25 protein-coding genes are annotated in these 21,428 nt (G+C 43.3%); 21 read left to right on the top strand and 4 right to left on the bottom strand.

What is annotated here, in order from left to right; all coding sequences use genetic code 11:
* Positions 1-115: 115 nt before the first annotated feature.
* From JZO70_RS13635 to JZO70_RS13570, 14 genes are all read left to right on the top strand, one after another.
* A complete protein-coding gene (locus JZO70_RS13635; RefSeq protein WP_207674168.1) occupies positions 116-1,009 on the top strand; it encodes a MurR/RpiR family transcriptional regulator in 894 nt (297 codons plus the stop codon).
* A 215-nt stretch (positions 1,010-1,224) separates the two neighbouring features.
* Positions 1,225-3,069, top strand: coding sequence for a beta-glucoside-specific PTS transporter subunit IIABC (locus JZO70_RS13630; protein ID WP_207674140.1), 1,845 nt, complete (start codon positions 1,225-1,227; stop codon positions 3,067-3,069).
* A gap of 24 nt (positions 3,070-3,093) precedes the next feature.
* Positions 3,094-4,548 carry a 6-phospho-beta-glucosidase gene (locus tag JZO70_RS13625; RefSeq protein ID WP_207674139.1) on the top strand — a complete coding sequence of 485 codons (1,455 nt, stop codon included), beginning with the start codon at positions 3,094-3,096 and terminating at the stop codon, positions 4,546-4,548.
* Between the two features lie 64 nt (positions 4,549-4,612).
* On the top strand, positions 4,613-5,215 hold the full coding sequence (locus JZO70_RS13620) for a histidine phosphatase family protein (RefSeq protein ID WP_207674138.1): 603 nt from the start codon (positions 4,613-4,615) through the stop codon (positions 5,213-5,215).
* Positions 5,216-5,220: 5 nt separating this feature from the next.
* Positions 5,221-6,201, top strand: a complete 981-nt coding sequence (locus tag JZO70_RS13615; protein WP_207674137.1) for an aldo/keto reductase — start codon at positions 5,221-5,223, stop codon at positions 6,199-6,201.
* 272 nt (positions 6,202-6,473) lie between these two features.
* Positions 6,474-6,920, top strand: coding sequence for a hypothetical protein (locus tag JZO70_RS13610; RefSeq protein WP_207674136.1), 447 nt, complete (start codon positions 6,474-6,476; stop codon positions 6,918-6,920).
* Positions 6,921-6,949: 29 nt separating this feature from the next.
* Complete coding sequence (locus tag JZO70_RS13605) at positions 6,950-7,408, top strand: hypothetical protein (RefSeq protein WP_207674135.1); 459 nt, start codon at positions 6,950-6,952, stop codon at positions 7,406-7,408.
* 27 nt (positions 7,409-7,435) lie between these two features.
* Entirely contained in the window at positions 7,436-7,918 is a 483-nt protein-coding gene (locus tag JZO70_RS13600; RefSeq protein ID WP_207674134.1) for a hypothetical protein, read from the top strand.
* A gap of 19 nt (positions 7,919-7,937) precedes the next feature.
* Positions 7,938-8,396, top strand: a complete 459-nt coding sequence (locus JZO70_RS13595) for a hypothetical protein (RefSeq protein WP_207674133.1) — start codon at positions 7,938-7,940, stop codon at positions 8,394-8,396.
* 36 nt (positions 8,397-8,432) lie between these two features.
* A complete protein-coding gene (locus tag JZO70_RS13590; RefSeq protein WP_207674132.1) occupies positions 8,433-8,879 on the top strand; it encodes a hypothetical protein in 447 nt (148 codons plus the stop codon).
* A 170-nt stretch (positions 8,880-9,049) separates the two neighbouring features.
* The gene (locus JZO70_RS13585) at positions 9,050-10,066 is read left to right on the top strand and encodes a cyclophilin-like fold protein (RefSeq protein ID WP_207674131.1); all 1,017 of its coding nucleotides are present in this window, start codon (positions 9,050-9,052) and stop codon (positions 10,064-10,066) included.
* Between the two features lie 206 nt (positions 10,067-10,272).
* Positions 10,273-11,481, top strand: a complete 1,209-nt coding sequence (locus JZO70_RS22715; protein ID WP_207674130.1) for a GHKL domain-containing protein — start codon at positions 10,273-10,275, stop codon at positions 11,479-11,481.
* 2 nt (positions 11,482-11,483) lie between these two features.
* A complete protein-coding gene (locus tag JZO70_RS22710) occupies positions 11,484-12,215 on the top strand; it encodes a LytTR family transcriptional regulator DNA-binding domain-containing protein (RefSeq protein ID WP_207674129.1) in 732 nt (243 codons plus the stop codon).
* A gap of 160 nt (positions 12,216-12,375) precedes the next feature.
* Positions 12,376-12,783, top strand: coding sequence for a hypothetical protein (locus JZO70_RS13570; protein WP_207674128.1), 408 nt, complete (start codon positions 12,376-12,378; stop codon positions 12,781-12,783).
* Here JZO70_RS13570 and JZO70_RS13565 read toward each other — a convergent pair.
* Both JZO70_RS13565 and JZO70_RS22450 read right to left on the bottom strand, forming a co-directional pair.
* Positions 12,740-13,618, bottom strand: a complete 879-nt coding sequence (locus JZO70_RS13565; protein WP_242703942.1) for an IS3 family transposase — start codon at positions 13,616-13,618, stop codon at positions 12,740-12,742. The two genes, JZO70_RS13570 and JZO70_RS13565, sit on opposite strands and share 44 nt — an antisense overlap.
* Positions 13,619-13,635: 17 nt before the next feature.
* Positions 13,636-14,076: an HTH domain-containing protein gene (locus JZO70_RS22450; protein WP_242703941.1), complete on the bottom strand. Its 441-nt coding sequence runs from the start codon at positions 14,074-14,076 to the stop codon at positions 13,636-13,638.
* A 285-nt stretch (positions 14,077-14,361) separates the two neighbouring features.
* Between JZO70_RS22450 and JZO70_RS13560 the strand changes: the two genes are divergently transcribed.
* The 3 genes from JZO70_RS13560 to JZO70_RS13550 are packed head-to-tail and all read left to right on the top strand — an operon-like array spanning position 14,362 to position 16,633.
* Positions 14,362-15,273, top strand: coding sequence for an ATP-binding cassette domain-containing protein (locus JZO70_RS13560; RefSeq protein WP_207674127.1), 912 nt, complete (start codon positions 14,362-14,364; stop codon positions 15,271-15,273).
* Position 15,274: 1 nt separating this feature from the next.
* Entirely contained in the window at positions 15,275-15,979 is a 705-nt protein-coding gene (locus tag JZO70_RS13555) for an ABC transporter permease (RefSeq protein ID WP_207674126.1), read from the top strand.
* 12 nt (positions 15,980-15,991) lie between these two features.
* A complete protein-coding gene (locus JZO70_RS13550; protein ID WP_207674125.1) occupies positions 15,992-16,633 on the top strand; it encodes a DUF4097 family beta strand repeat-containing protein in 642 nt (213 codons plus the stop codon).
* Positions 16,634-16,809: 176 nt separating this feature from the next.
* Here JZO70_RS13550 and JZO70_RS13545 read toward each other — a convergent pair whose 3' ends face one another.
* Positions 16,810-17,952 (bottom strand): hypothetical protein, encoded by a 1,143-nt coding sequence (locus JZO70_RS13545; RefSeq protein ID WP_207674124.1) that lies wholly within the window; start codon positions 17,950-17,952, stop codon positions 16,810-16,812.
* Between the two features lie 444 nt (positions 17,953-18,396).
* Between JZO70_RS13545 and JZO70_RS13540 the strand changes: the two genes are divergently transcribed.
* The 3 genes from JZO70_RS13540 (at position 18,397) to JZO70_RS13530 (ending at position 19,637) form a co-directional block, all read left to right on the top strand.
* Positions 18,397-18,975 (top strand): TetR/AcrR family transcriptional regulator, encoded by a 579-nt coding sequence (locus JZO70_RS13540; protein ID WP_207674123.1) that lies wholly within the window; start codon positions 18,397-18,399, stop codon positions 18,973-18,975.
* Between the two features lie 137 nt (positions 18,976-19,112).
* The gene (locus JZO70_RS13535; RefSeq protein ID WP_207674122.1) at positions 19,113-19,451 is read left to right on the top strand and encodes a GNAT family N-acetyltransferase; all 339 of its coding nucleotides are present in this window, start codon (positions 19,113-19,115) and stop codon (positions 19,449-19,451) included.
* 27 nt (positions 19,452-19,478) lie between these two features.
* A complete protein-coding gene (locus tag JZO70_RS13530; RefSeq protein ID WP_207674121.1) occupies positions 19,479-19,637 on the top strand; it encodes a hypothetical protein in 159 nt (52 codons plus the stop codon).
* A gap of 99 nt (positions 19,638-19,736) precedes the next feature.
* On the opposite strand, the gene JZO70_RS13525 is transcribed toward JZO70_RS13530, so the two are convergent.
* Positions 19,737-20,345: a histidine phosphatase family protein gene (locus tag JZO70_RS13525; RefSeq protein WP_207674120.1), complete on the bottom strand. Its 609-nt coding sequence runs from the start codon at positions 20,343-20,345 to the stop codon at positions 19,737-19,739.
* A gap of 111 nt (positions 20,346-20,456) precedes the next feature.
* On the opposite strand from JZO70_RS13525, the gene JZO70_RS13520 reads away from it, so the two are divergent.
* Positions 20,457-21,335: a LysR family transcriptional regulator gene (locus tag JZO70_RS13520; RefSeq protein ID WP_207674119.1), complete on the top strand. Its 879-nt coding sequence runs from the start codon at positions 20,457-20,459 to the stop codon at positions 21,333-21,335.
* Positions 21,336-21,428: the final 93 nt, after the last annotated feature.

Below are 21,428 nucleotides of genomic sequence, written 5' to 3'. Positions count from 1 at the left end.
TAATTAGTATACCTCTTGATGTGAGCTTTAAGTCAAACTTTTTTAGTCTATGTTTTCCAGAGTCTGACTGGTACAATTAAAGGGAAGAATGAGTTCAGGTGAAAGGGTGAAGGACATGTATTTATTCCAACGAATTGAGGAGGCGGCCTTTAAGCAAAGTGATGCCCGCCGCACGATTGGTGAATTTATTTTGGAGCATCGGGATCAGCTGTCGGAACTAACGATGGAGGAAATTGCCAAGCAGACCTTTACCTCTAAGCCGACGCTGGTGCGCTTTGCCAAGTATTTCGGCTATTCCGGCTGGAAGGAGTTTATGTATGCCTTCAACCATGAGGTGGCCTATCACGATGATACGGCTTATGCCGATGTCGATCCGAACTTTCCTTTTGAGGCTGAGTCGGATACGCTGGAAATTGTCGAGAGTCTGGTTAATTTGAAAATGCAGAGCATCAAGGACACGGTGTCACTGATTGCGGTGGAGGATTTGAACAAGGCAGCTCAGCTGATCCAACGGGCGGAAAACGTGGTGATTTACGGCAACAGTCCCAACTATTTTTATGGCGAGCTGTTTAAACGGAATTTATTGACGATTCGCAAAAAGGCCTTTATGGCTAAGTCGGGGGAGTGCGGGATTACTTCCCATTCTTTAACCGAGAAGGATTGTGCGCTGATTATTTCTTATTCCGGTAATAGCCCGGACGAGAATCCTACCAGCAATGTGAAAATTCTGATGCGGAACAATGTGCCGATTATCAGCATCACCAGCGGCGGCGACAATTATTTGCGGGATTATTCGGATGTGGTGCTGAACATTTCCAGCAAGGAGAAGCTTTATTCAAAGATTTCCAACTTTGCCACCCAGGAATCGGTCATGATGATTTTAGATGCCTTGTTTGGGAAGGTGTTTGCCTTTGATTACGAAGCCAATCGCGAGAATAAAATTGCCAGTGCTAAAGTTTTGGAATCGAAGCGGCAGGCAACCTTCAAGGATTTGGAGGAGCAGTTTTAAAGGAAAAAGGCAGTTAAGGGTCATTTTTCTACAAATTCATAAAACGCATTTCACAAAACAGCTTGATTTTCCAAGTTTTGTGAAATGCGTTTCGTCTTGTCCTAAAGCTATTGGAAACGCTGCCTGAGCGTGGTAAAGTTCTATTACAGACAAGCGACGAATACACCGGTGAGATTCAAAAACAATCTGCTTGATCCAGTGAAAGGGGTAACAACATGAGTAAAAAATATCAATCGTTGGCTCGGGACATTGTTAAAAAACTTGGAGGCAAGGCCAACATTACTGAAGCCTACCATTGTCAAACGCGCCTGCGCTTTAAATTAGTCGATGAAACGAAAGTGGATGTGGCAGGTTTAGAAGATTTAGATGGTGTGACCAAATACATTTTCAACGCTGGGGTACATCAAGTTGTTATCGGCACCCACGTAAAGGATGTTTTTGAAGAGATTGAAAAAAATGTCGATACCGCTTCTTCCGGCGAACCAACCGGTGAGAAAAAAGGTATTATGACGACGATTATTGAGTTTGTGGCGGGAACCTTCCAGCCAGTTATTCCAGCCTTATCCGGCGCCGGAATGGTGAAGGCAGTCTTGGCCTTGCTGATGGTGTTCGAAGTAATTTCGGCCGATTCGCAAACTTACTACCTATTAAATATGTTCGCAGATGGCGTGTTCTACTTCCTGCCAATGATTTTGGCCTTTACGGTAGCACAAAAATTACGCTGTAATCCGATTTTAGCAGTTTCAGTCGCGGCGATTATGCTGCATCCAAACTGGGGCGCATTGGTAGCAGCCGGAGATCCTGTTCAATTTTTTGATATTATTCCATTCACCTTAGCAACTTACACAGGTTCCGTTATTCCGATTCTGCTGGTTATTTTCGCTCAATCCTACGTGGAAAAATTCTTGAATCGCGTGATTCCGAAATCAGTGGAATTAGTCTTTGTTCCGATGCTGACTTTCTTGATTATGGGTACTTTGGCACTAGCGGTCTTAGGTCCAATTGGTACGATTATCGGTGGTTACTTGGCAGACTTCTTTATCTTCTTAAGTGTCAATGCCAGCTGGGTACCGGCCGTCTTAATCGGTGGTTTCCTGCCAATTATGGTTATGTTCGGTCTCCACAATGGTGTGGCGCCGCTGGGTGTTATGCAAATGGCTGAGCTTGGCTACGATAGTATTTTCGGTCCTGGTTGTGTGTGTTCCAATATTGCTCAGGCAACGGCTGCAGCAGTAGTAGCGTTCCGCACAAAAGATAAAAAAATGAAACAATTGGCAACTTCTGGTTCCATTACAGCTTACATGGGGATTACTGAACCGGCTTTATACGGGGTCAACTTGCCGAAGAAATACCCATTAATCGCCGCAATGATCGGTGGGGGTTCTGGTGGATTGTTTGCTGGCTTAACCAATACGCACCGTTTTGCGACAGGTTCTTCTGGGATTCCGGCCATTCTGTTGTACATTGGCGATGACACCATGCGCTTTTTCTGGAACATCGTAATTGCCTTGATTATCTCAGTCGTAGTTACCGGCGCGTTAACTTACGTATTAAGCTTCAAATTTGAAAACGATGAAATTCCTGAAGTAAAAGAATTGATTTTAGAAGACACTCGCGTAATCAGCCCAATGAAGGGTCAAATTATTCCGTTGAGTCAAGTACAAGATGAAGCATTTGCCTCTGAAGCATTAGGAAAAGGCTTTGCGATTGATCCAACCGATGGACAAGTAGTGGCACCGTTTGACGGCAAGATTGCGGCAATTTTCCCAACCAAGCATGCGATTGGCTTAGTGTCCAACACTGGCGTAGAAATTCTAATCCATGTGGGCTTAAACACCGTCGAGTTGAAGGGTCAATACTTTGAAGTCCTAGTTGAAGCCGATCAAGAAGTGAAAAAAGGTCAGCCGCTATTGAATGTGGATCTGGAAAGTATTAAGGCTGCCGGCTACGTAACTCAAGTACCAGTGGTGGTGACGAACAGTCCGCAATATTCTTCAATTGAAACAATCGTCAGCGGACCAACCGATTGCCAGGAAGATATTTTGGCAGTAAGAGTTTAAAAACTAACCGAGGAGATGCTAATTATGGCTTTAGATAAAAACTTTTTATGGGGCGGCGCAACTGCCGCCAACCAAGTGGAAGGCGGGGTGTTGGAAGGCGGACGCAAGCTTTCCAACATCGATGTCCTACCCTGCGGCGAAGATCGCAAAGCAGTTGGTTTTGGCGAGATGGAAATGCTGGAATGGAAGGAAGGTTATTACTATCCAGCCAAAGAAGCAATTGATATGTACCATCGCTACATGGATGACATCCAATTGTTCGCGGAAATGGGCTTTAAGGCTTACCGCATGTCTCTTTCTTGGTCGCGGATTTTCCCTAACGGCGACGATGCGGAACCCAATGAAGAAGGTTTGGCTTTTTACGAAGGTATCTTTAAAGAATTGAAAAAGCACAACATCGAGCCTTTAGTAACCATCGCTCATTTTGATGTGCCGATTCACTTGATCAAGGAATACGGCGGCTGGCGCAGTCGCAAGCTGGTGGACTTTTACAGCCGCTATGCAGAAACCGTGCTGAAGCGTTTCAAGGGCTATGTGAAATATTGGCTGACGATTAATGAAATTAACATTTTACTGCATCAACCATTTGTAGGCGGCGGCATTATCTTTAAAGAAGGCGACAATAAGGAAGAGATCAAGTATCAAGCGGCTCACTACCAATTATTGGCTAGTGCCAAGGCGACAAAAATCGCTCATGAAGTTGATCCGGAAATCCAAGTCGGTTGTATGTTAGCAGGCGGCAGTCATTATCCGTACACTTGTCGGCCGGAGGATTATCAAGAAGCCATCAAACGGGATAGGGAAGGTTATTTCTTCATTGATGTCCAGGCTCGTGGTAAATATCCAAATTATGCATTGAAGAAATTCGAGCAAGAAGGCTTGAATATTGTGATGGAGGATGGCGATGCCGAGATTTTAGCATCTGCGCCAGTGGATTTTGTGTCCTTCTCTTATTACTGCTCACGGACTGTTAGTGCGCATCCTGAGGATTATCAACAGGCGACAGGGAACTTATTTGCTTCTATTAAAAACGACAACCTGCCATCCACTGAATGGGGCTGGCAAATTGATCCACTAGGCTTGCGGAATTCCTTGAACCAGCTGTACGATCGCTACCAAAAACCATTGTTTATCGTAGAAAATGGCTTGGGAGCAATTGATCAGCCAGACGAAAACGGCTTTGTGGATGATGAATACCGAATTGATTATTTACGCAAACACGTGGAGGCCTTCAAGGCAGCAGTAGAAGTGGATGGCGTTGAGCTGTTAGGCTACACCACTTGGGGCTGTATTGACTTAGTGGCAGCCAGCACTGGCCAAATGAGCAAACGCTACGGCTTCATCTATGTGGATCGCGATGATGAAGGCAATGGTACCTTGAACCGCAGCAAGAAAAAATCTTTTGACTGGTACAAACAAGTAATCGCCACAAACGGCGAAAACTTAGCTAGTCCAGTTGTCGCAACCGCATCAGTTTAATTTATTTGCCAAAAAGAATGGTTCGGCCATTCTTTTTGGTGTTTCTATAAGAGGAGCAGATGGAATGGAAAAAACCTTATATTTAGTGCGTCACGGCCAGACGCTGTTTAATGTTCAGCACAAAATTCAAGGCTGGTGTGATTCAGCTTTGACGGAGCAGGGAATCCACGAAGCTCAGACGGTTCGCCAGTATTTTCAATCGAAGGGGATTCGCTTTGATCAAGCCTACTGCTCCACCTCGGAACGAACCTCCGATACCTTGGAGTTAATTACCGATCAGCCTTATACCCGCTTAAAAGGTTTAAAGGAATGGCACTTTGGCCGACTGGAAGGGGAAAATGATGTCATTAATCCTCCGCTGCCTTTCCGAGATTTCTTTGTGGAATACGGTGGGGAAGAGGAGAAGGCTTTTCAAAAACGAGCGGCGGAAACCTGTCTTGGTTTGATGGAAGGTGAAGCCCAAACTGTTTTAGCAGTTACTCACGGCGCCTTCTGCGGACAATTTCGTAAATTTTGGGATCACACCAGCAAAGAAGCCGATCGCTTAAACGGCCGCAGCGCCCAAATCGGCAATTGCTGCATTTTTAAATACCGCTACAGCGAAGGGAATTTTTATTTAGATGATATAATTAATCATGAGGAACAAATCAAACGCATGGAGGGATAAGTAAAATGGACTACGTAAAATTAGGCAACACCGGAATGGACGTCTCTCGCATCTGTCTTGGCAGTATGAGCTTTGGCGATCCCAAAAACTGGATACATAAGTGGGTACTGGAGGAAGACGAAAGCCGGCCGTTGATTCAGCGGGCGTTGGATTTAGGGATCAACTTTTTTGACACCGCCAATGTATATTCGTTAGGCCGCAGTGAAGAAATCTTGGGCAAGGCCTTGAAAGATTTTGCCAAGCGCGACGAGATCGTGCTGGCAACTAAAGTTCATCAAAAAATGTTCGATGGCCCTAATGGTCAAGGACTTTCTCGCAAAGCCATCATGTCGCAAATCGATCAAAGCCTGCAACGGCTGCAGACGGATTATGTGGATTTGTACGTGATTCATCGCTGGGACCCGTTTACCCCGATTGAAGAAACGATGGAGGCCTTGCATGATGTGGTGAAAGCCGGAAAAGCTCGCTACATCGGGGCATCAGCTATGTATGCCTACCAGTTCCAAAAAGCCAACAATGTCGCTGAGAAAAACGGCTGGACCAAGTTTGTTTCCATGCAAAATCACTTAAATCTGATTTATCGGGAAGAAGAACGGGAAATGATCCCTTACTGCCTGTCAGAAAAAATCGCTTTAACGCCTTACAGCCCAATGGCATCTGGTCGTTTGGTGCGAGATTCTTCCACCGCAACTTCTCGCAGCACCACCGATCAGGCCCAAAAGGCCAAGTACGACGAAACCGCCGAAATGGATCAAGTCATTATTGATCGTGTGGCTGAGCTAGCGGAAAAATACGAAACTAGCCGTGTGAACATCGCTCTAGGCTGGCTGCTGCAAAAAGAACCAGTTGCCGCGCCAGTGGTGGGTGCGACTAAGATGAGTCACATCGAAAGTGCGGTGGCAGCTGTGGACTTCAAGCTGGCGCCGGAAGACGTACTTTATTTAGAAGAACCGTATATTCCCCACAAAATTGTCGGACATACTTAAACTTAAAATCAACCTCTTTGCATCGATGACAGGATGCAAAGGGGTTTTTCTAATAGTCATAAATAGCGACTTTTTTGTGGAGACAAACCCACTTTTTTATAATGAAACTTAGATTCAACAAAATGATCCTGGTATTGGTAAAAAACTAACTAAAATATCGAAAAATAGCATGACAGCCGCGCCGCTTTTTTGTATGATATCAGAGTAAGCACTATCAAAATGCTGGATAAGAAGTAAAATCCAGCAGGTTGCAGCATCGGAGGGATGAGAAAATGCAAGCGCTATTCACAATAAAACGCTCAGGGGCCGCCAGAGTTGGCGAAGTATTTAAGTATGATGGCAAGCTGTTTGTAATCACCCACATGGTGAAAATCCTGGCATGCGACCGCGAAGGGCACCTGCAGCTGGAGGTGGTAGCCCAGCAGTATGGACTTCCAGCAGAATATGACGATGTTGGACGTTTTTATCAGTACGAAAAACGCTATCTCGAAGGAAAAGACCGCCGAGGCAAGACCTATGACGAAGCGGGGCAAGCCTATCCCATCTCCAAAGAAAAGTGCGGCTTCGTTAGTCAGATTCTATTTGTCAAACCGGAGCAGGAGGAACTTACGGTGCACTACTCACTTCAACGCTTTGTCCCTTGGAGTGAGGAAGAGATGAAACGAGCAGTCAAAAAAGAACGTCTAGCCACCTTTAAAGTGATCGACGGGCAAGGCTGAGAATCTAGTTTTGTGAAAGGATGGGGAACATGCAGGAGATAATCACACTCTATCGAAAAACCGCCGCCTTTACCGGCGAAGTAGTGGAACATGATGGGAAGCAGTTTGTCATCACCCATATTTTCTTGATGGAAGAATCGACGGATTATCCCGATTTTTTAGAAATTGATGCCGTTTGCCAAATGGTGGGGGCTGCGTCAGATTACGATGATTACGAACCGGTATTTACCTTTGTGGAACGCTATGATCTATCAAAGGTAACTGACCCGCTGGTGTTTGAACGAATTGGCGAGGTCTATAATGATGAAGGTTTATGCGGGATGATCACGAATATTTTGGATATAAAATACGAAGAAGGGGACTTGATTATGGTAATCGAAGCCACGTTAATCAAGCCTTGGAGTCAGGAGCAAATGCAGCGCTTTGTAAAACACAATCGCGTGGGGAAATTTGATGTAATTGAAGGAAGTTCAGCATCCGATAGTTAAATAAAGGATTTAAGCAGGAGAGGACAGTTGGTTATGCAAAAAGTGTTTATTTTAGAACGAACAGGCTACATAGAAATCGGTGAGACCATAGAATCTGATGGCAAGCTGTACGTAATCACCAATGTGGTGAATCTAGTTGAATATATGTCTGAAGACCGAATGAAAGTACGAGTGATCGCTCAGGAGTATGGCACAAAGTCGGTACTTCATAAGTTTGATCCTTGGTATGGCGAATGGGACAGGTATCAACGGCGCTACCCAGGAGGAGTGGAAACCGAGGAGAATCCTTTCCTTCAAGTTGGCGATGTCGTGCTGCTATCGTTTGAACAGGATGGTTTGTTAGGGTACATATCAAAAATTGTCTCGGTTACCTACACTGGTCATAATTATCAGGATTTAATTATGACCTGCAGTGTCCAGATTTTTCCGGTTTGGAGTGACGAGGACATGCGGCGGGCAGCCAAAAAGAAACGCTTAACAACCTTTAAATTAATTGGCAAAAACAGCTGATAGCAGGTGGGTGAGAAGGATGCAAGAGCAAGTGGTAATTTATATAAGTGGTGACCTTTCTGTGGGGGATACCTTGACCTTGGATGATGGCAGGCTGGGAGTGGTTACCCGCATTTTGGAAATCCGAAAATGTAAGAATGAAGATTACCAGCTATGGATGGAACTGATTGTTCAAATCGTCGGAACGGTGGCGGATTATGATGCAGAGGAGGATCCGGTAACGACTGTTGAGATGGATTACCTAAACTGTCGAACAACCGGAGAATATTTTTTGAAGCTAGGCGAGACGATTGTAGGGGATGATGGAATAACTTTCATCCAGACGAATATTTTATCGCTTAGCTGCAAGCAGGGGGATTTGTTTATGGAATGTGAGGATTTCGATCTGCCACCTTGGAGTCAAGAAGAGATGGAAGCGGCGGTTAAAAAGGACCGGCTCAGTACCTTCGATGTGATCGACGGCGCGGCCAATGAATAAAGCGTAAAATGTTAAGATAGAAATGAGGGCGCAGGTATGCAGGATATTATTACGATTTATTTTAGAGGAAATATCAAGATCGGCAGCTTCGTCGATGATAGAAATGATGGCGGCGTATGGGTAATTACCGATATTTTGAGTATTAAAAAAAGTAATCACGAAAGACTTCCGATGGAGATGAGGGCAGTTGTTCAAAAAATGAATACACCCTCGGATTTTGATGAGTACGATCCTGAAAGCCGGTTTGAAGATTATTTTGAAGATTGTGATGAAATCAAGGACCATGATTTTACCTATATGGGTGAGATTGAAGAGGAGGATGCAGTCAGCACATGTGTCACTAATCTCATCTCCATCAGCTGTGAAAAAGGCCTCATGTTGATTGAAGGGGAGTCAAAAATACTGGTTCCTTGGAGTGATCGGGAAATGGAAGAGGCGGTTAAAGAGGAAAAAATCCGTCGCCGTAAGTTGAATGTGATTTAGGAAAAATAGTGGATGGAGAAGCCGAAACGAGGGCTTCTCTATTTTTTTGTCTAATTTTTTTAGAAATGCTAAATCATTAAGAAATCCTTACGAAGGAAAAATTGCCGTTGAGTTCACCTTCAGGTTAAGGCATATGCTACATTCAATCGATAAAGAAAGCAGGAATGTGCATGAAAAAGAATTTACGAAGTTTATTAATAGTAGCAGCAAGCCTAATGCTGGTGGTTTTTCTGGCCGGCTGTTCCAACAATGAAGAAGCCGTTGAGACAGACAACAGTCTGCCGGCAACCGGGAACAGTGCGTTAAATCCAGACGACACACTAGTGGTGTATTATTCGCTAACTAACAATACTCATGAGTTGGCGGAGCTGATTGGTTCTTCTGGCAATTTGGAATTAGCACGCATTGATGCCGCCAACGCTTATCCGGAGGACGACAATTCAGGAATCAACGATCGGGTGGCAGAGCAGCAAGCCAACAACCAATTCGATGAATTAACCAATGTGCCAGAAAATGTGGCGGACTACCAAACGATTTTAGTCGGCTTTCCGATTTGGAGCGATGAGGCTGCGTATCCGATCCAGTCCTTCTTGGCGCAGCATGCAGATGAGTTGGCAGGAAAAAATATCATTCCTTTCAGCACCAGTGCAGTAGTAGATGAAGACGTAATTGCTGGAATTCAAACGCAATTGGCTGAGCAGGTGCCAGAATCCAACATTCTACCGGGGTTGAATTTGACTTCAAGCCAAATAGAGGCTGAAGCTGTTGAAACTTTCCTGCAGGATATTTCGCTGGATGGTTCGTCGACTGCCAACGAGGAAGGCACACCGATTCAAGTGCAAGTAGGCGAGAATACCTTTGCCGGTTTTATCAACGATACTGTAACCGGTCAGGATTTTTTGACCCATTTGCCACAAACCTTGACCTTCCAAACCTTCATGGATGGCTATCCGGAGAAATATACCGAGCTGGATTATGAATTGGCGATCGACGGAATGCCCGGTGATACACCAGTAAGCGGCGCTCTTGATTATAATTCCGACAGCCAAAGTCTGTTTGTTTACTACGGCGAAGTCGGTACCTATGATGAGCTGCACCGTCTTGGCCAAATCACCGATCCTGCCTTTGAAGCATTTGTCAGTCAGCAGGAGGAAGATTTCGACATGGAGATTCGGTTGGCGGAGTAAAATCTAATACAACAACACCTCACCCTCGCAAACTTAGTAATTTGTTTGCAGGGGTGGGGTGTTGTCATTTTCCGTATGCTATACTTAAGAAAACCTTCTGAAGGGAGTTTGGCAACATTTATACTCTGATTGTATCGATTCAAATTATCAGCTTCTTTCTGATTCTAAAAAAAGTATCGAATTATTCCTTTAGCAAGTGGGAGTTAGTGGCTTATCCCTTGGTAATGGTCATTTTTGGGTTACTGTTTAGCAGCCGCTTCGGGGTGTGGAGCGCCGGCTTCTTTTTTGCGTTATTCATTCTGATTGGCTTCATCAAAGAGAAAAAGTTTACGATGGTGAGTGTCTTTTATGCGTTGTACGCTTTGTCGATGAATTCTTTTTTAGGTTATTTAGTCGCCCAACCCTTGGAGTATTTATTTGCTCAGCTGCCCTTGGTTCCGCAAGATTTTTTGTATCTGACGGTGGCACTGACACCACCTTTAGTGAATTATTTACTGATAAACGCGCTGGAACACTGGCTGCCGGATTATGCGCTGAAATCACTGCGGCAGGTCAGCAATGTTTCGATGGGGATTTTAACTGTGATTTTGGCTTCAGTCACTGGTCTGCTTTATGTCATCTTGACCTATGAAAACCAGCAGCAGACCCATGGCTGGTGGAATAATTTACTAATTTTGAGTTTGTTTATGCTGGTGATTTTTTCTTTGCTTCTATTAAATACCTATTATCAGCGGCAAAGAAGACAAGAGATCCAAGCGTTAAAAGATGTCCAATTGGCCCAGCTGCAGGAATATACCAATCATGTAGAGGCATTGTATGAAGAAGTAAATCATTTCAAGCACGATTACATCAACATTTTAATTAGTTTAGATGAAGCGATTAAGGAAGAAAACATCGGGAAAATCCAGCAAATCTATCATTCGGTGATTCAACCAACCCAGCAGACCTTTCAAACCAACCAATTTATGATTGCTCGCCTCAGCAATATTTTAGTACCAGAAATCAAAAGCCTGCTGGCAGCCAAGCTGTTAATTGCCAAGCAAAAGAAGATTGATCTGCAGGTGGAAGTAGTGGCGCCGATCACGCAGTTCAATACGGACTTGCTGCTGCTGGTTCGGGTATTGTCGATCTTGTTGGACAATGGGATTGAAGCAGCGGAGCTGACGGAAGATCCATGGTTGCAGCTGGCGATCTTTCAAGAAAAGGATACGCAGATTATTATGATTGAAAACAGCACGACGGGTCTCGTGAACATAAAAGGACTTGCTGAAAAAGGCTACTCTTCAAAGGGAACCGGTCGCGGGATCGGCTTATACAATGTCCAGCAATTGTTGGAGAACACCCCAAATGTTTGGCTGGAAACCAGTAGTGAAGCGGGGAAATTTTCGCAAGTGTTGAAAATAATGGAGGAATAGGCGTGAACATATTTATTTTAGAAGATGATTTGCTGCAGCAGCAACGCTTGAAGCAAACCATTGAAGAAATTTGCCAACAGGAAAAAATTCAGTACCAGCATCTGATTGCGACAGCCAGGCCGGAGGTTTTATTGGAAAAAATGAATTTAGCCAGTCGCCATAATCTTTACTTTTTGGATATCGAAATTGATCAGATTGAAAAAACCGGACTGGAGGTAGCTCAAAGCATTCGCCAAGAAGATCCCTTTGGTACGATTGTTTTTATTACGACTCACTCTGAAATGGCCCCTTTGACTTTTGCTTATAAAGTCTCAGCCTTGGATTTTATTGAAAAGGACCAGGATGAGGTGCTGATCCGCGAAGAGATCAAAACTTGCCTGATGCTAGCCGCCGAAAAGACGGGGCAAAGCGTCAGTGATGATGCCTTTATTTTCCAAAACAAATACACCAACCTGCAAATCCCTTATTCTGATATTTACTATTTTGAAACTACTGGCACCTCTCATAAATTGCGCTTAGTAGCTGCTAAAAAAGTGCTGGAGTTTTACGGTGAGTTAAAAGAAATCGAAACGATGGATGAACGGCTGCTGCGATGTCATAGAGCATTTGTCATCAATCTAGACAATATTGTCAGCATCGATCGCACCAATAAAACCGTTCGTTTCCCCAACGGTGATGAATGTCTAATATCCCGCCGCCTAATTAAAGAAGTTACCAATAAAATCAACCAGTGAAGGTTAATAATGTGGACCCCATGTCAAGGACAATAAATAAAAAACCGTGTGAAAAACAATAAAAATCCTCTAAGCTCAAAGCAAGGAGGAGTGATGACAGTGAAAAGGCCCTCCAAAATGGAGTGGCCTTTTGTCATACATTACTAGCATGAGTCAACGAATGAAACGATTTTATCTATTCTACACCAAGCATCTTAGAAAGGAATATCCAAACTGTATGTGCCGTTACTTCGATGAGTTGACCACCCAAGAACAATTTGATTATTTCTTGCGCTTCTCAGAAGCGGCTAGTGGCCTGGGGAGCGAAAAAAACTTAGTGAGTCAATCGAAATGGCTGCTGAAAAATTATCCATTGGAATTAGAATACGGCTTGTATATCCAATTAGTTATTGGTGACGATTATAACGATCTTGCACAAGCTGTTTCGGATGAACTATTTGATGAGTGGCACGCCAAATATAGCGAACGCTTTTATCAAGAGTATGAAGGTCCTATGCTGGTACAACAAGAGTACCACACACGACTTACGCCTCCAGCCGATTGGCTAAAGGATGATCTCCTGTTTTAAGGTAACGCTCGTATTGATTGGGGGATAGTTTTTCTAATTTCCATTGGTAACGCTCTTCATTGTAGTAATGCATGTACGTATCAATGAGCGCGTGCAGCTCCGCGAAGCGATCACAAGAGCCCAGATCAGGCAGTTCATCTTTCATGTGGCCGAAAAACGATTCCTGTGGGGCATTGTCCCAGCAGTTCCCCCGTCGGGACATAGATTGGCGTAGTTTTTTATCTTTTAATAGTGATTGGAATTTTATGGATGTATAGTGGACACCCTGATCCGAATGGATGAGGGTCTTTTGGTTCTTTGGAATCACGTGATTGGTAAGCAATTGTTCCACCGTCTCAAGGACAAAATCAACCATTAAAGATTCACTAAGGACATATGCCAAAATTTGATGGGTGCAGCTGTCCTTTATCGTGGAAAGGTACGCAAATTTCCCCCGACCGTAGCGAAGATACGTGATATCTGTTAATAGGACTGTTTTAGGTGTGGTCACATCAAATTGACGATCGACTAAATTGGGTTTTGTCGCATGTTCTTTTTTCGCTTTCGCCATTCGCTTGTAGGGATTTGGTTTTCGAATGGGACAAACCAGTTGGTATTTTCGCATCAGTCGTTGAATCTTTTTACGATTCATTATGATTCCCGTATGCATGAGGCGCATGTGAATGCTTCTTGAGCCTTTAGCGTAACCGCGAAAATGATACACTTCCAGGATAAGGGCGTAGTCCGCTTGATCCTGGGCTTCTTTTTGATTGCGTTGGTCTTTGCGATTAAGCCAAGCATAGTAACCCGAACGAGAAACTTGTGTCGCTTCGCAAAGCCATGAAATGTTTAACAAGTTATTGTCACGGCAGGTCATTCGTTGGATGAGGGCGAATTTCTCTTGCGTTTCGTTTCCGCTTTGTGATGGATAAAATTCGTTTTTTTTAGCACTTCGATTTGTTGGTCTCGTACCTTCAGCTGGTGACGAAGAAAGGCGAGTTCTTCTTGAGTGGTTCGTTCTACGTGTCGAGGCCGCCCTGAATGAGTAGCGCGTTGATCTTCAAAGCCCTCCGCTCGTTGTGACATCTTTCGAACACGTTTAGCAAAACCATCAATTCTAACCTGACCTAAAGCAACAGGATCAAACCCTGCCTCTCTAAAAATTTGTGTTGGTTGTTTTCCAAGTGCATACTCGACACAGAAATGTTCTTTGAACGCTTCAGAGTAAGTAATAGCTTTCGAACTTACCTTCTTTACGAAAGGATTCATCTCTAGTTGCTTTCTTTGTTCGTCCGTAAAATGATGTACTGACATTTTAATCGCCCCAATCGATCTAGTGTGTCCATTGTATGCCAGATAGCCTGCAAACTGCAAATGGACCCTGTAAATTTATACACGGTCTTTTTTCCGTGTACTATTTACAGGGTCCATTTTATAACAACTTTCACTGGTTTTTTTGTGGTGTGTTCTAAAGCTGAACAGTTCACCAAGCTTTTCAGGTCTTTCAAGCAAGTTAAATGACCATTCACGCAATCGCCTATTTTCTGCCGGCTAATCCAGCTAAGCTGTAATTAAGGAAAGAACATAGGAGGAACAAACATGTCAAACATCATCGAAATCAAACAAGTCAGTAAGACTTTTAAAGGTCAAGAAGTCGTATCCAATGTCACCATGAACATCAGAAAAAATGAAATTTATGGTTTTCTCGGACCAAACGGCGCCGGGAAAACGACCATTATGAAAATGATCTTAAACCTAGTCAAACCAACTGAAGGGGAAATTCACGTAGAAGATAAATGGATTCAAAAGAAATCTTACAGCTATCTCAAAAAAATCGGCAACATGATTGAAACACCGGTTTTTTATCAAAAGCTGACGGCTAAAGAAAATTTAGTCTTGCACGGGGAATACATGGGAGAAAACAATCCTGCCAGAATTCTGGAAGTGTTAAGAATTGTTGGACTGGAAACTGTCGGTGAACAATTAGTTACGGAATTCTCCTTAGGGATGCGGCAACGGTTAGGAATTGCCCGAGCGATTTTGACTAATCCAGAAATCTTGATTTTAGATGAGCCTATAAATGGCTTAGATCCGATTGGGATTAAGGAAATCCGGGAGCTGCTAGTTCAGCTAAAGGAAGATTTTGGGATGACTATTCTGATTTCCAGCCACATCGTTTCAGAAATTGAGTGGATTGCCGACACTATTGGGGTAATTAATCAGGGGAAATTAGTAAAAGAGGTTCAACTTTCGGAAATTAAAGAACGAAGCAGCTCCCGACTGATGATTGAAGTGGATGCTCCAGCTAGAGCGGTCAATCTCCTGCAAACGGAGTTGTCTTTGAGAAACGTTCAGCAAACAAACAACCTGATTTACGTATACGACAAACAGGCTGATCAAGCCTTAGTGACCCAAGTTTTAGTTCAAGGGGAAATAAAAGTCTCGAAAATTGAGCGCCAACAAGAAACTTTAGAAGAGTATTTTTTAAACATAATTAAGGGAGATGCGTAACATGATGAGAATAATGAAACTAGAATGGAAAAAGAATCGTTTAGCAGGCTATATCAAAAACACAATCATCAGCACGATCCTCATTTTTGCCATTACAGCCTTGATGGCCGTTGTCTCCAGGCAGCAAGGTGAAAATATGTTCCTGGATTTCACCAGCTTTATGTCGTTTGTCACTATTATCATTCGCGTCGTCTTCGTGATTTTCGCAGCCATCCTGCTGTCACGTTTAGTGGTAGATGAATACAAAAATAAAACGATCCAAGTACTGTTCACTTATCCAGTCAATCGGAAAACCGTCTTGCTAAGCAAACTGTTGCTAATCGTCGGCTTTTGTTTTTTCAGTACTGTCTTTGCTACGCTGGTGATTAGCGGGCTGACCTTGTTGCTAAATCCTGTTCTGGAATTATTTCCTTCAGCTATGACCAGCCACGAAATCATCGCCAGTTTACCTGGTGTGGTGATCAATGCATTAATGACGGCTTGTCTGAGTTTGATCCCTTTGTATTTTGGCATGAAGAAACAATCCAGTTCCACCACCATTACTTGGGGCGTGATTATCGGATTGTTAGTCAATGGGACGGTTTCTGATGGAAGTACGACGATTAATCTGGCACAAATGCTGGTGGTACCGATTATTTTGGCCGGCATTGGCCTATTGATTGGCTACTTGTCCATTCGCCGAGTCGACAGCAGCGATCTAGTATAGGAGGAAATATAAATGAAGAAAACAATTTTAGTTATTAGTGTAGCGTTAATGATTGCAGCGGGGGTTTTTGCTTGGAATCAGGTGTCTTCCTCGGAAGAAAAGCAAGATTATTCGCTGGAGGAGGTTGAAAGCATCGTAGTCAATACCGACGAGTGGGATGTGAACATTCGGCAAAACAACAGCCGGCAAATTAAAATATCAGCAGAAAACCTCAATCACGGGGATGGCGCCAAAGCGAAATTGATTGATGGTGTTTTAACGATTGAGCAAGGAGAAGCCAAAAGCGATTTGTTCGGGGGGTTTAGCTTTAAGGACAATAGTAAATTGGAGATTGAACTTCCCGCAGACTATGCCAAAAAGACTCAGGTCAACACTGAGTCTGGCGATGTTACTCTAAACGAAGTGAAGCTGGATAATTTCTCTGTCAAAAGTATCACCGGCGATATTTATCTAAACCAAGTCACCGCAAATAAGTCCGCCAAAATCCAAACAACCAAAGGAGACATCGATTTATCTTTTGAAACGGAGCCCACCAATTTACACATCAACACTTCTGCGAAAGCCATTGATAGTGAGTCAGCAACTAGTGAGTACGGAAAAGGGGAACACCGACTGGATTTGGCTTGTCCTCAAGGCACACTGTCACGCTACTAAAAAGACAGTTAAGCTTTGATGGGCATCGGAAATAATAGTCGGGAGATCAATTCCAGACCAAATAAATTATCGGCGATTGTCGCACTTGCCCATTTTGAAAGCTGTACCTCAAAATGATGAATGCACAAAACAGGTGTATTCGTCATTTTTTTGCGGCAGGGCAGGCGCAGCTATTTTCATTTTTTCCGCTTGCCATTTTTCCCTTTTTTGCCGCCGCCTTTGCCTTTTCGCCGCAGGGCTTTATCGATCTTATCCTTCTCCTGTTTTTCCTGGCGCTGTCGTCGGATTTCTTCCAGACGAGCTTCTTGACTGGCTTTTTTCTCAGGGGTTTCTTTCTTAAGTGTGTGTTTTTCCCTCAAACGCGCTTCCCAATCTTTTAAAAGCTGATCCAGGATTTCCCCGGGATTCTCTTCTGGAGTAAACTTCGCCTTAGCTTCTTTGACCGGGATACCTTCCAGCATTGCGGTGGCAGTCCGACTGAGCTTCGCGTGTTCTGACAATTTTTTGATATTAACTCCTTCAAACAGAAAGTCCTGCAGCTGGTCTCGGGTTTTTCCTTTCAAGCTGTCGTGGGCATGATAATGTTTAGGAACATTCTGGTTATCCGCTTTCATTTCGGACGCAGATCCCGGCGCATCTTCCTGCTGAAATAGATCATTTATTACCCACGGTTTTACTTGTGGTTCAACTGGCACCTCTTCATTGGCACAATCGTAGTCATCCTCGTAGGTGACAAAGCGGGACTTGGCCAATTTGGTAAAACGGCGCACGCCATCCTTTTCAAAGATAGTCAGCATGCCTAAAATGGACAAAGCAGCACAGTTTTCTTGAGTCGTATAGCTGCGGTGAACATTCTTGATGGTACAGCGGTGCTTTTTCCCGGCTGCATCAAAGAAAGTTAAGGCTAAGTTCTTAGGAGTCTCCACTTCACACTTGCCTGCGTGCAGCATTGGGAGGATGTGTTCGGTATGTAAACGCGCGTTGGCGGTAACTTGTAAATATTCGTCGTGATCAGTAAATAAGCTGTCGATGATTCCGGCCCATTCTTCTTCGGTGAAATAAGCTTCAAAATAGATGCATAGATGACGCACGGAGACTAATTCAGCGGAATGATCGAGAAATAATTCGCGAATAAAATCGCGAGCCATGAAGGAAAAGTTATCAATGGAGAAAAAATTGCGCACCATAACTAAGACCGCGGCTTGGATTATATAGGCTGCGTCCTTAACTTTGTGGTTATAATTATCTTTGAAGCGCCCTTTAAGGGAACCCGGTTGGAGTGTTAGTAACTGTTTTAGCTCAAGATATTTTATATTCATTTTCATCTCTCCTAACATGTTATTACTTATTTGAAATGATTATAATATAAAAGAGACGAAAAGAAAACGCTTTTTTTAAAAATTCTGAAAAAGTTCAACCTGACCTGTCAAGACACCTTTTGTAAGAATCGAGTTTCTAATAACGCTAAGAAACCAAAAAGTTGATTGCAGCCAGTTTACTAAAATATGGAGGACAGTTGGTTATTCTATGAAACGGACAAACTTAGTATTATTATTATAATAACAAGATGGAAAAGGAATAAAGGTTAGAGGGATACGTAAATTTTCTGAAATGCACCACATTATTTTAAACGGAAAAATGATTCTGCGTTTTAATTTAGCTATAATAGATAAATCCCGTAGCGCTGCGTTGAAATAAAAAAATTCAGCTACAAGAAAAATGAATGATTGACAATAAACGAATGATCGTTTAATATAGAAAACATGAGAAAGAAAGATTTTACTAAACGTGATAATATCATCCAAGCGGCGATGGACTTAATCAACGAGCGGGGTTTCTCCGATACGCCCATGTCGCAAATAGCCAAAAAAGCTAATGTGTCAGCAGCAACGATTTATGTCTACTTTGATAACAAGGAGGATTTAATCAATAAGCTGTATTTTCATTCGAAAAAGAAAATGCGTGATTACGTAATGTCTAACTATGATGAAAATGCGACTGTTGAGGAACGTTATAAGCAGTATTTGCGGAAATTCATTCAATTTTTAGTGAACAATCAGCAGGAGTTCCTGTTTATTGATCAGTTTCAAAGTTCACCGTTGTTGAATGAGGAAGTCAGCGAAAGTATTTCGCAGCTATTCCAGCAATTCCACTCGATTTATGACGAAGGCAAGGAGACGAACGTCTTCAAAAATGTAGACACGACGATCATTGCCGGCTTTACCATCAATCCAGCGATGCAATTTGTGCGGGACTATCATGCCAAAACCTTGTCGTTGACCGAGTCGATGATTGATGACATTATCCAAATGAGTTGGGATGCCGTGAAATATAAGGACTAGCAAGAGCGATTTTCTTGCTTAGAAATGATAAACGAATGTACGTTTAACTTAGCTTCCGAACGTTTCAGCTTACAAAAAAGATCTTTTACTCTATAATAAACGAACAAACATTTAAGAAATCAGATGGGAGGAATTTTATGGTCCACATTCACATTAGTACCCCTTACAGCAAAGAATTTTTCGAAGCAATCAACCTAAGAAAGCAATTATTGGACAGTAAAATCGACTATCGCAAGGAACGCCGCTACGTTACACTGGTTGCGATTCACAATCACAAGCTGATAGGAACCGCGTCCATCCAACTATTTACCCCATCGGTGGGCAGAATCAAAGAAATTGCCGTTCTCCCAGAACACGCCGATAAAAATGTCGAGGTCAAACTCATTCGTTTTGCTGAAAAATACCTCAACAACCGCAGCAAAACTAAATCCATTCTCTTTGGCAAAAAAGCCAAAACTTCAAGCACTGCCGCTTAAAATAACAACAAAAACAGGAGGGAACTTATGCAAAACAATCACGCACAATCGATTCAAGAATTAGAACAGCTGAAAATTGAACTAGAAATGAAGCAAAATTATTTCGGCGCCTTTACCACAAGCGTTTTATCCAACGATCTAAGAGAACACTTCGAAGACCAAAAAGAACAAACCTGCCGAGATTAACTCGCCATTACCTCAGGAGTAAGCAGCACATCTGCTTATCAGTATCTTTAAAACCTAAAATTTCATAGCCAAAAAAATAAGAGCCTGAAATTCGGGCTCTTATTTGTTATCCAATGAATGATCATGCTGGGCCATTTCTTCTGTGGGATTCACTGTTTCCAAATAAGTAAACTTCCCTTGCTCAAAAGAAAACTTCAAAAACCCGCCATTCGCCAGGTGAAGCGGCAGCTCCGATTCTTCCGGCAAAACCTGTTGCAGAAAATAAAAAATCGCGCCGTTGTGGGAAACCACTAACGCCGAATCTTCAACTTCGTTTGCCATAATATCAGTCAGTTCAGCCATCATTCGTTGCCGAACTTCTTCGCCGCTTTCGCCGCCGAAAGCTACATAAAAACTTTCGTAACTTTCCGGTCCTTTCGGCTGCAAATAAGTACTTGCTCCTTCAAATTGGCCAAAATGCATCTCCTTCAGGTTTTTGCGGCGGCTGTATTTTTGCGAATCGATCACCAGCTCCAGTGTATCGCAGGCCCGTTCCTGGGTAGATGCGTAGCAATGATCAAAGTGAATCTCGTTTTGCTGGAAATATTTTCTAGCAGCCAGCGCTTGTTCCTTCCCAGTTTCCGTTAAAGGGGAATCGCACCAGCCTTGGACTTTGTGTTGGGCATTAAACAGGGTTTCCCCGTGGCGCATTAAATAGAGTGATTTCATTTGGATACCTCCTATCAAAATAATTTTACCACTTAAACTGAACTTGAAGTCAAGAGTGGTGTAAAATGGATAGTAAAGCAATTGGCTTAAGGGAAGAGTGGAGGAAGACAGATGGAATTACGGGTCTTGAATTACTTTTTAATGGTAGCAAGAGAAGAAAATATCACCCGAGCGGCCCAACTGCTGCACGTGACGCAACCAACCTTATCTCGGCAGCTGGCTCAGCTGGAAGAAGAGCTGGGAGTAAAATTATTTGAACGAAAAAGCCACAATATCGTTTTAACCGAAGAAGGCTTGTTGCTGCGGCGTCGAGCGCTGGAAATGCGGCTGTTGGCAGACAAAATAAAAAACGATTTTTCCGGAGATAATCAAAATTTAACGGGAGAAATCAGCATTGGCGCCGGGGAGCTGATGAGCGTAAATGAGCTGGCAAAGCTGATCGCTGCCTTCAGAACACATCATCCACTAGTTCAATTTGACTTAATGAGCGGAAATTCCGAAGAAATCAGAGATCGCATGGACCAAGGGCTTCTGGAGGTAGGCTTGTTAATTGAACCAGTGGCAATTGATAAATATAGTTTTGTGCGGATGCCGCAAAAAGAGCGCTGGGGTGTGCTGGTTCCTGCTGAGTCGCCTTTGGCCCAGTTGGCAACGATCACTCCAGCCGACCTGATTCAACACCCGCTGCTGATTGCCCAAAGCAATCCAATCCAAAATGAGCTGTCCAGCTGGTTTGGTCCTCTGGCGCAGCAAGTGAACGTGGTGGGAACCTATACCCTTTTGTACAATGCGGCCGCGATGGTTCGCCAGGGGAGTGGGATCGCCCTGTGTTTGGAGCTGGCAGCTGATTATGCTGGAACCACCTTTATTCCTTTATCGCCGGAGTTGAATTTAACCTCGGTGCTGGTGTGGAAAGCCAATCAAGCATTTTCTACCACCACTTCGGCCTTTATCCGTTTTGCAGAGAAATACCTCAAAGGCATATCATAACCTAACTATTTAGGTATTAGACATTTCATTGATTCGATTGCATACTGTAGTTGTACCCAAGAGGGACAGCTACTTTTTTTATTTAAAGGAGAT

The organism is Candidatus Enterococcus moelleringii (assembly GCF_017377575.1).
Taxonomy (GTDB): Bacteria; Bacillota; Bacilli; order Lactobacillales; family Enterococcaceae; genus Enterococcus_A; species Enterococcus_A moelleringii.
The sequence above is the reverse complement of the archived record's forward strand: the minus strand, read 5'-3'. Positions and strand labels throughout refer to the sequence as shown.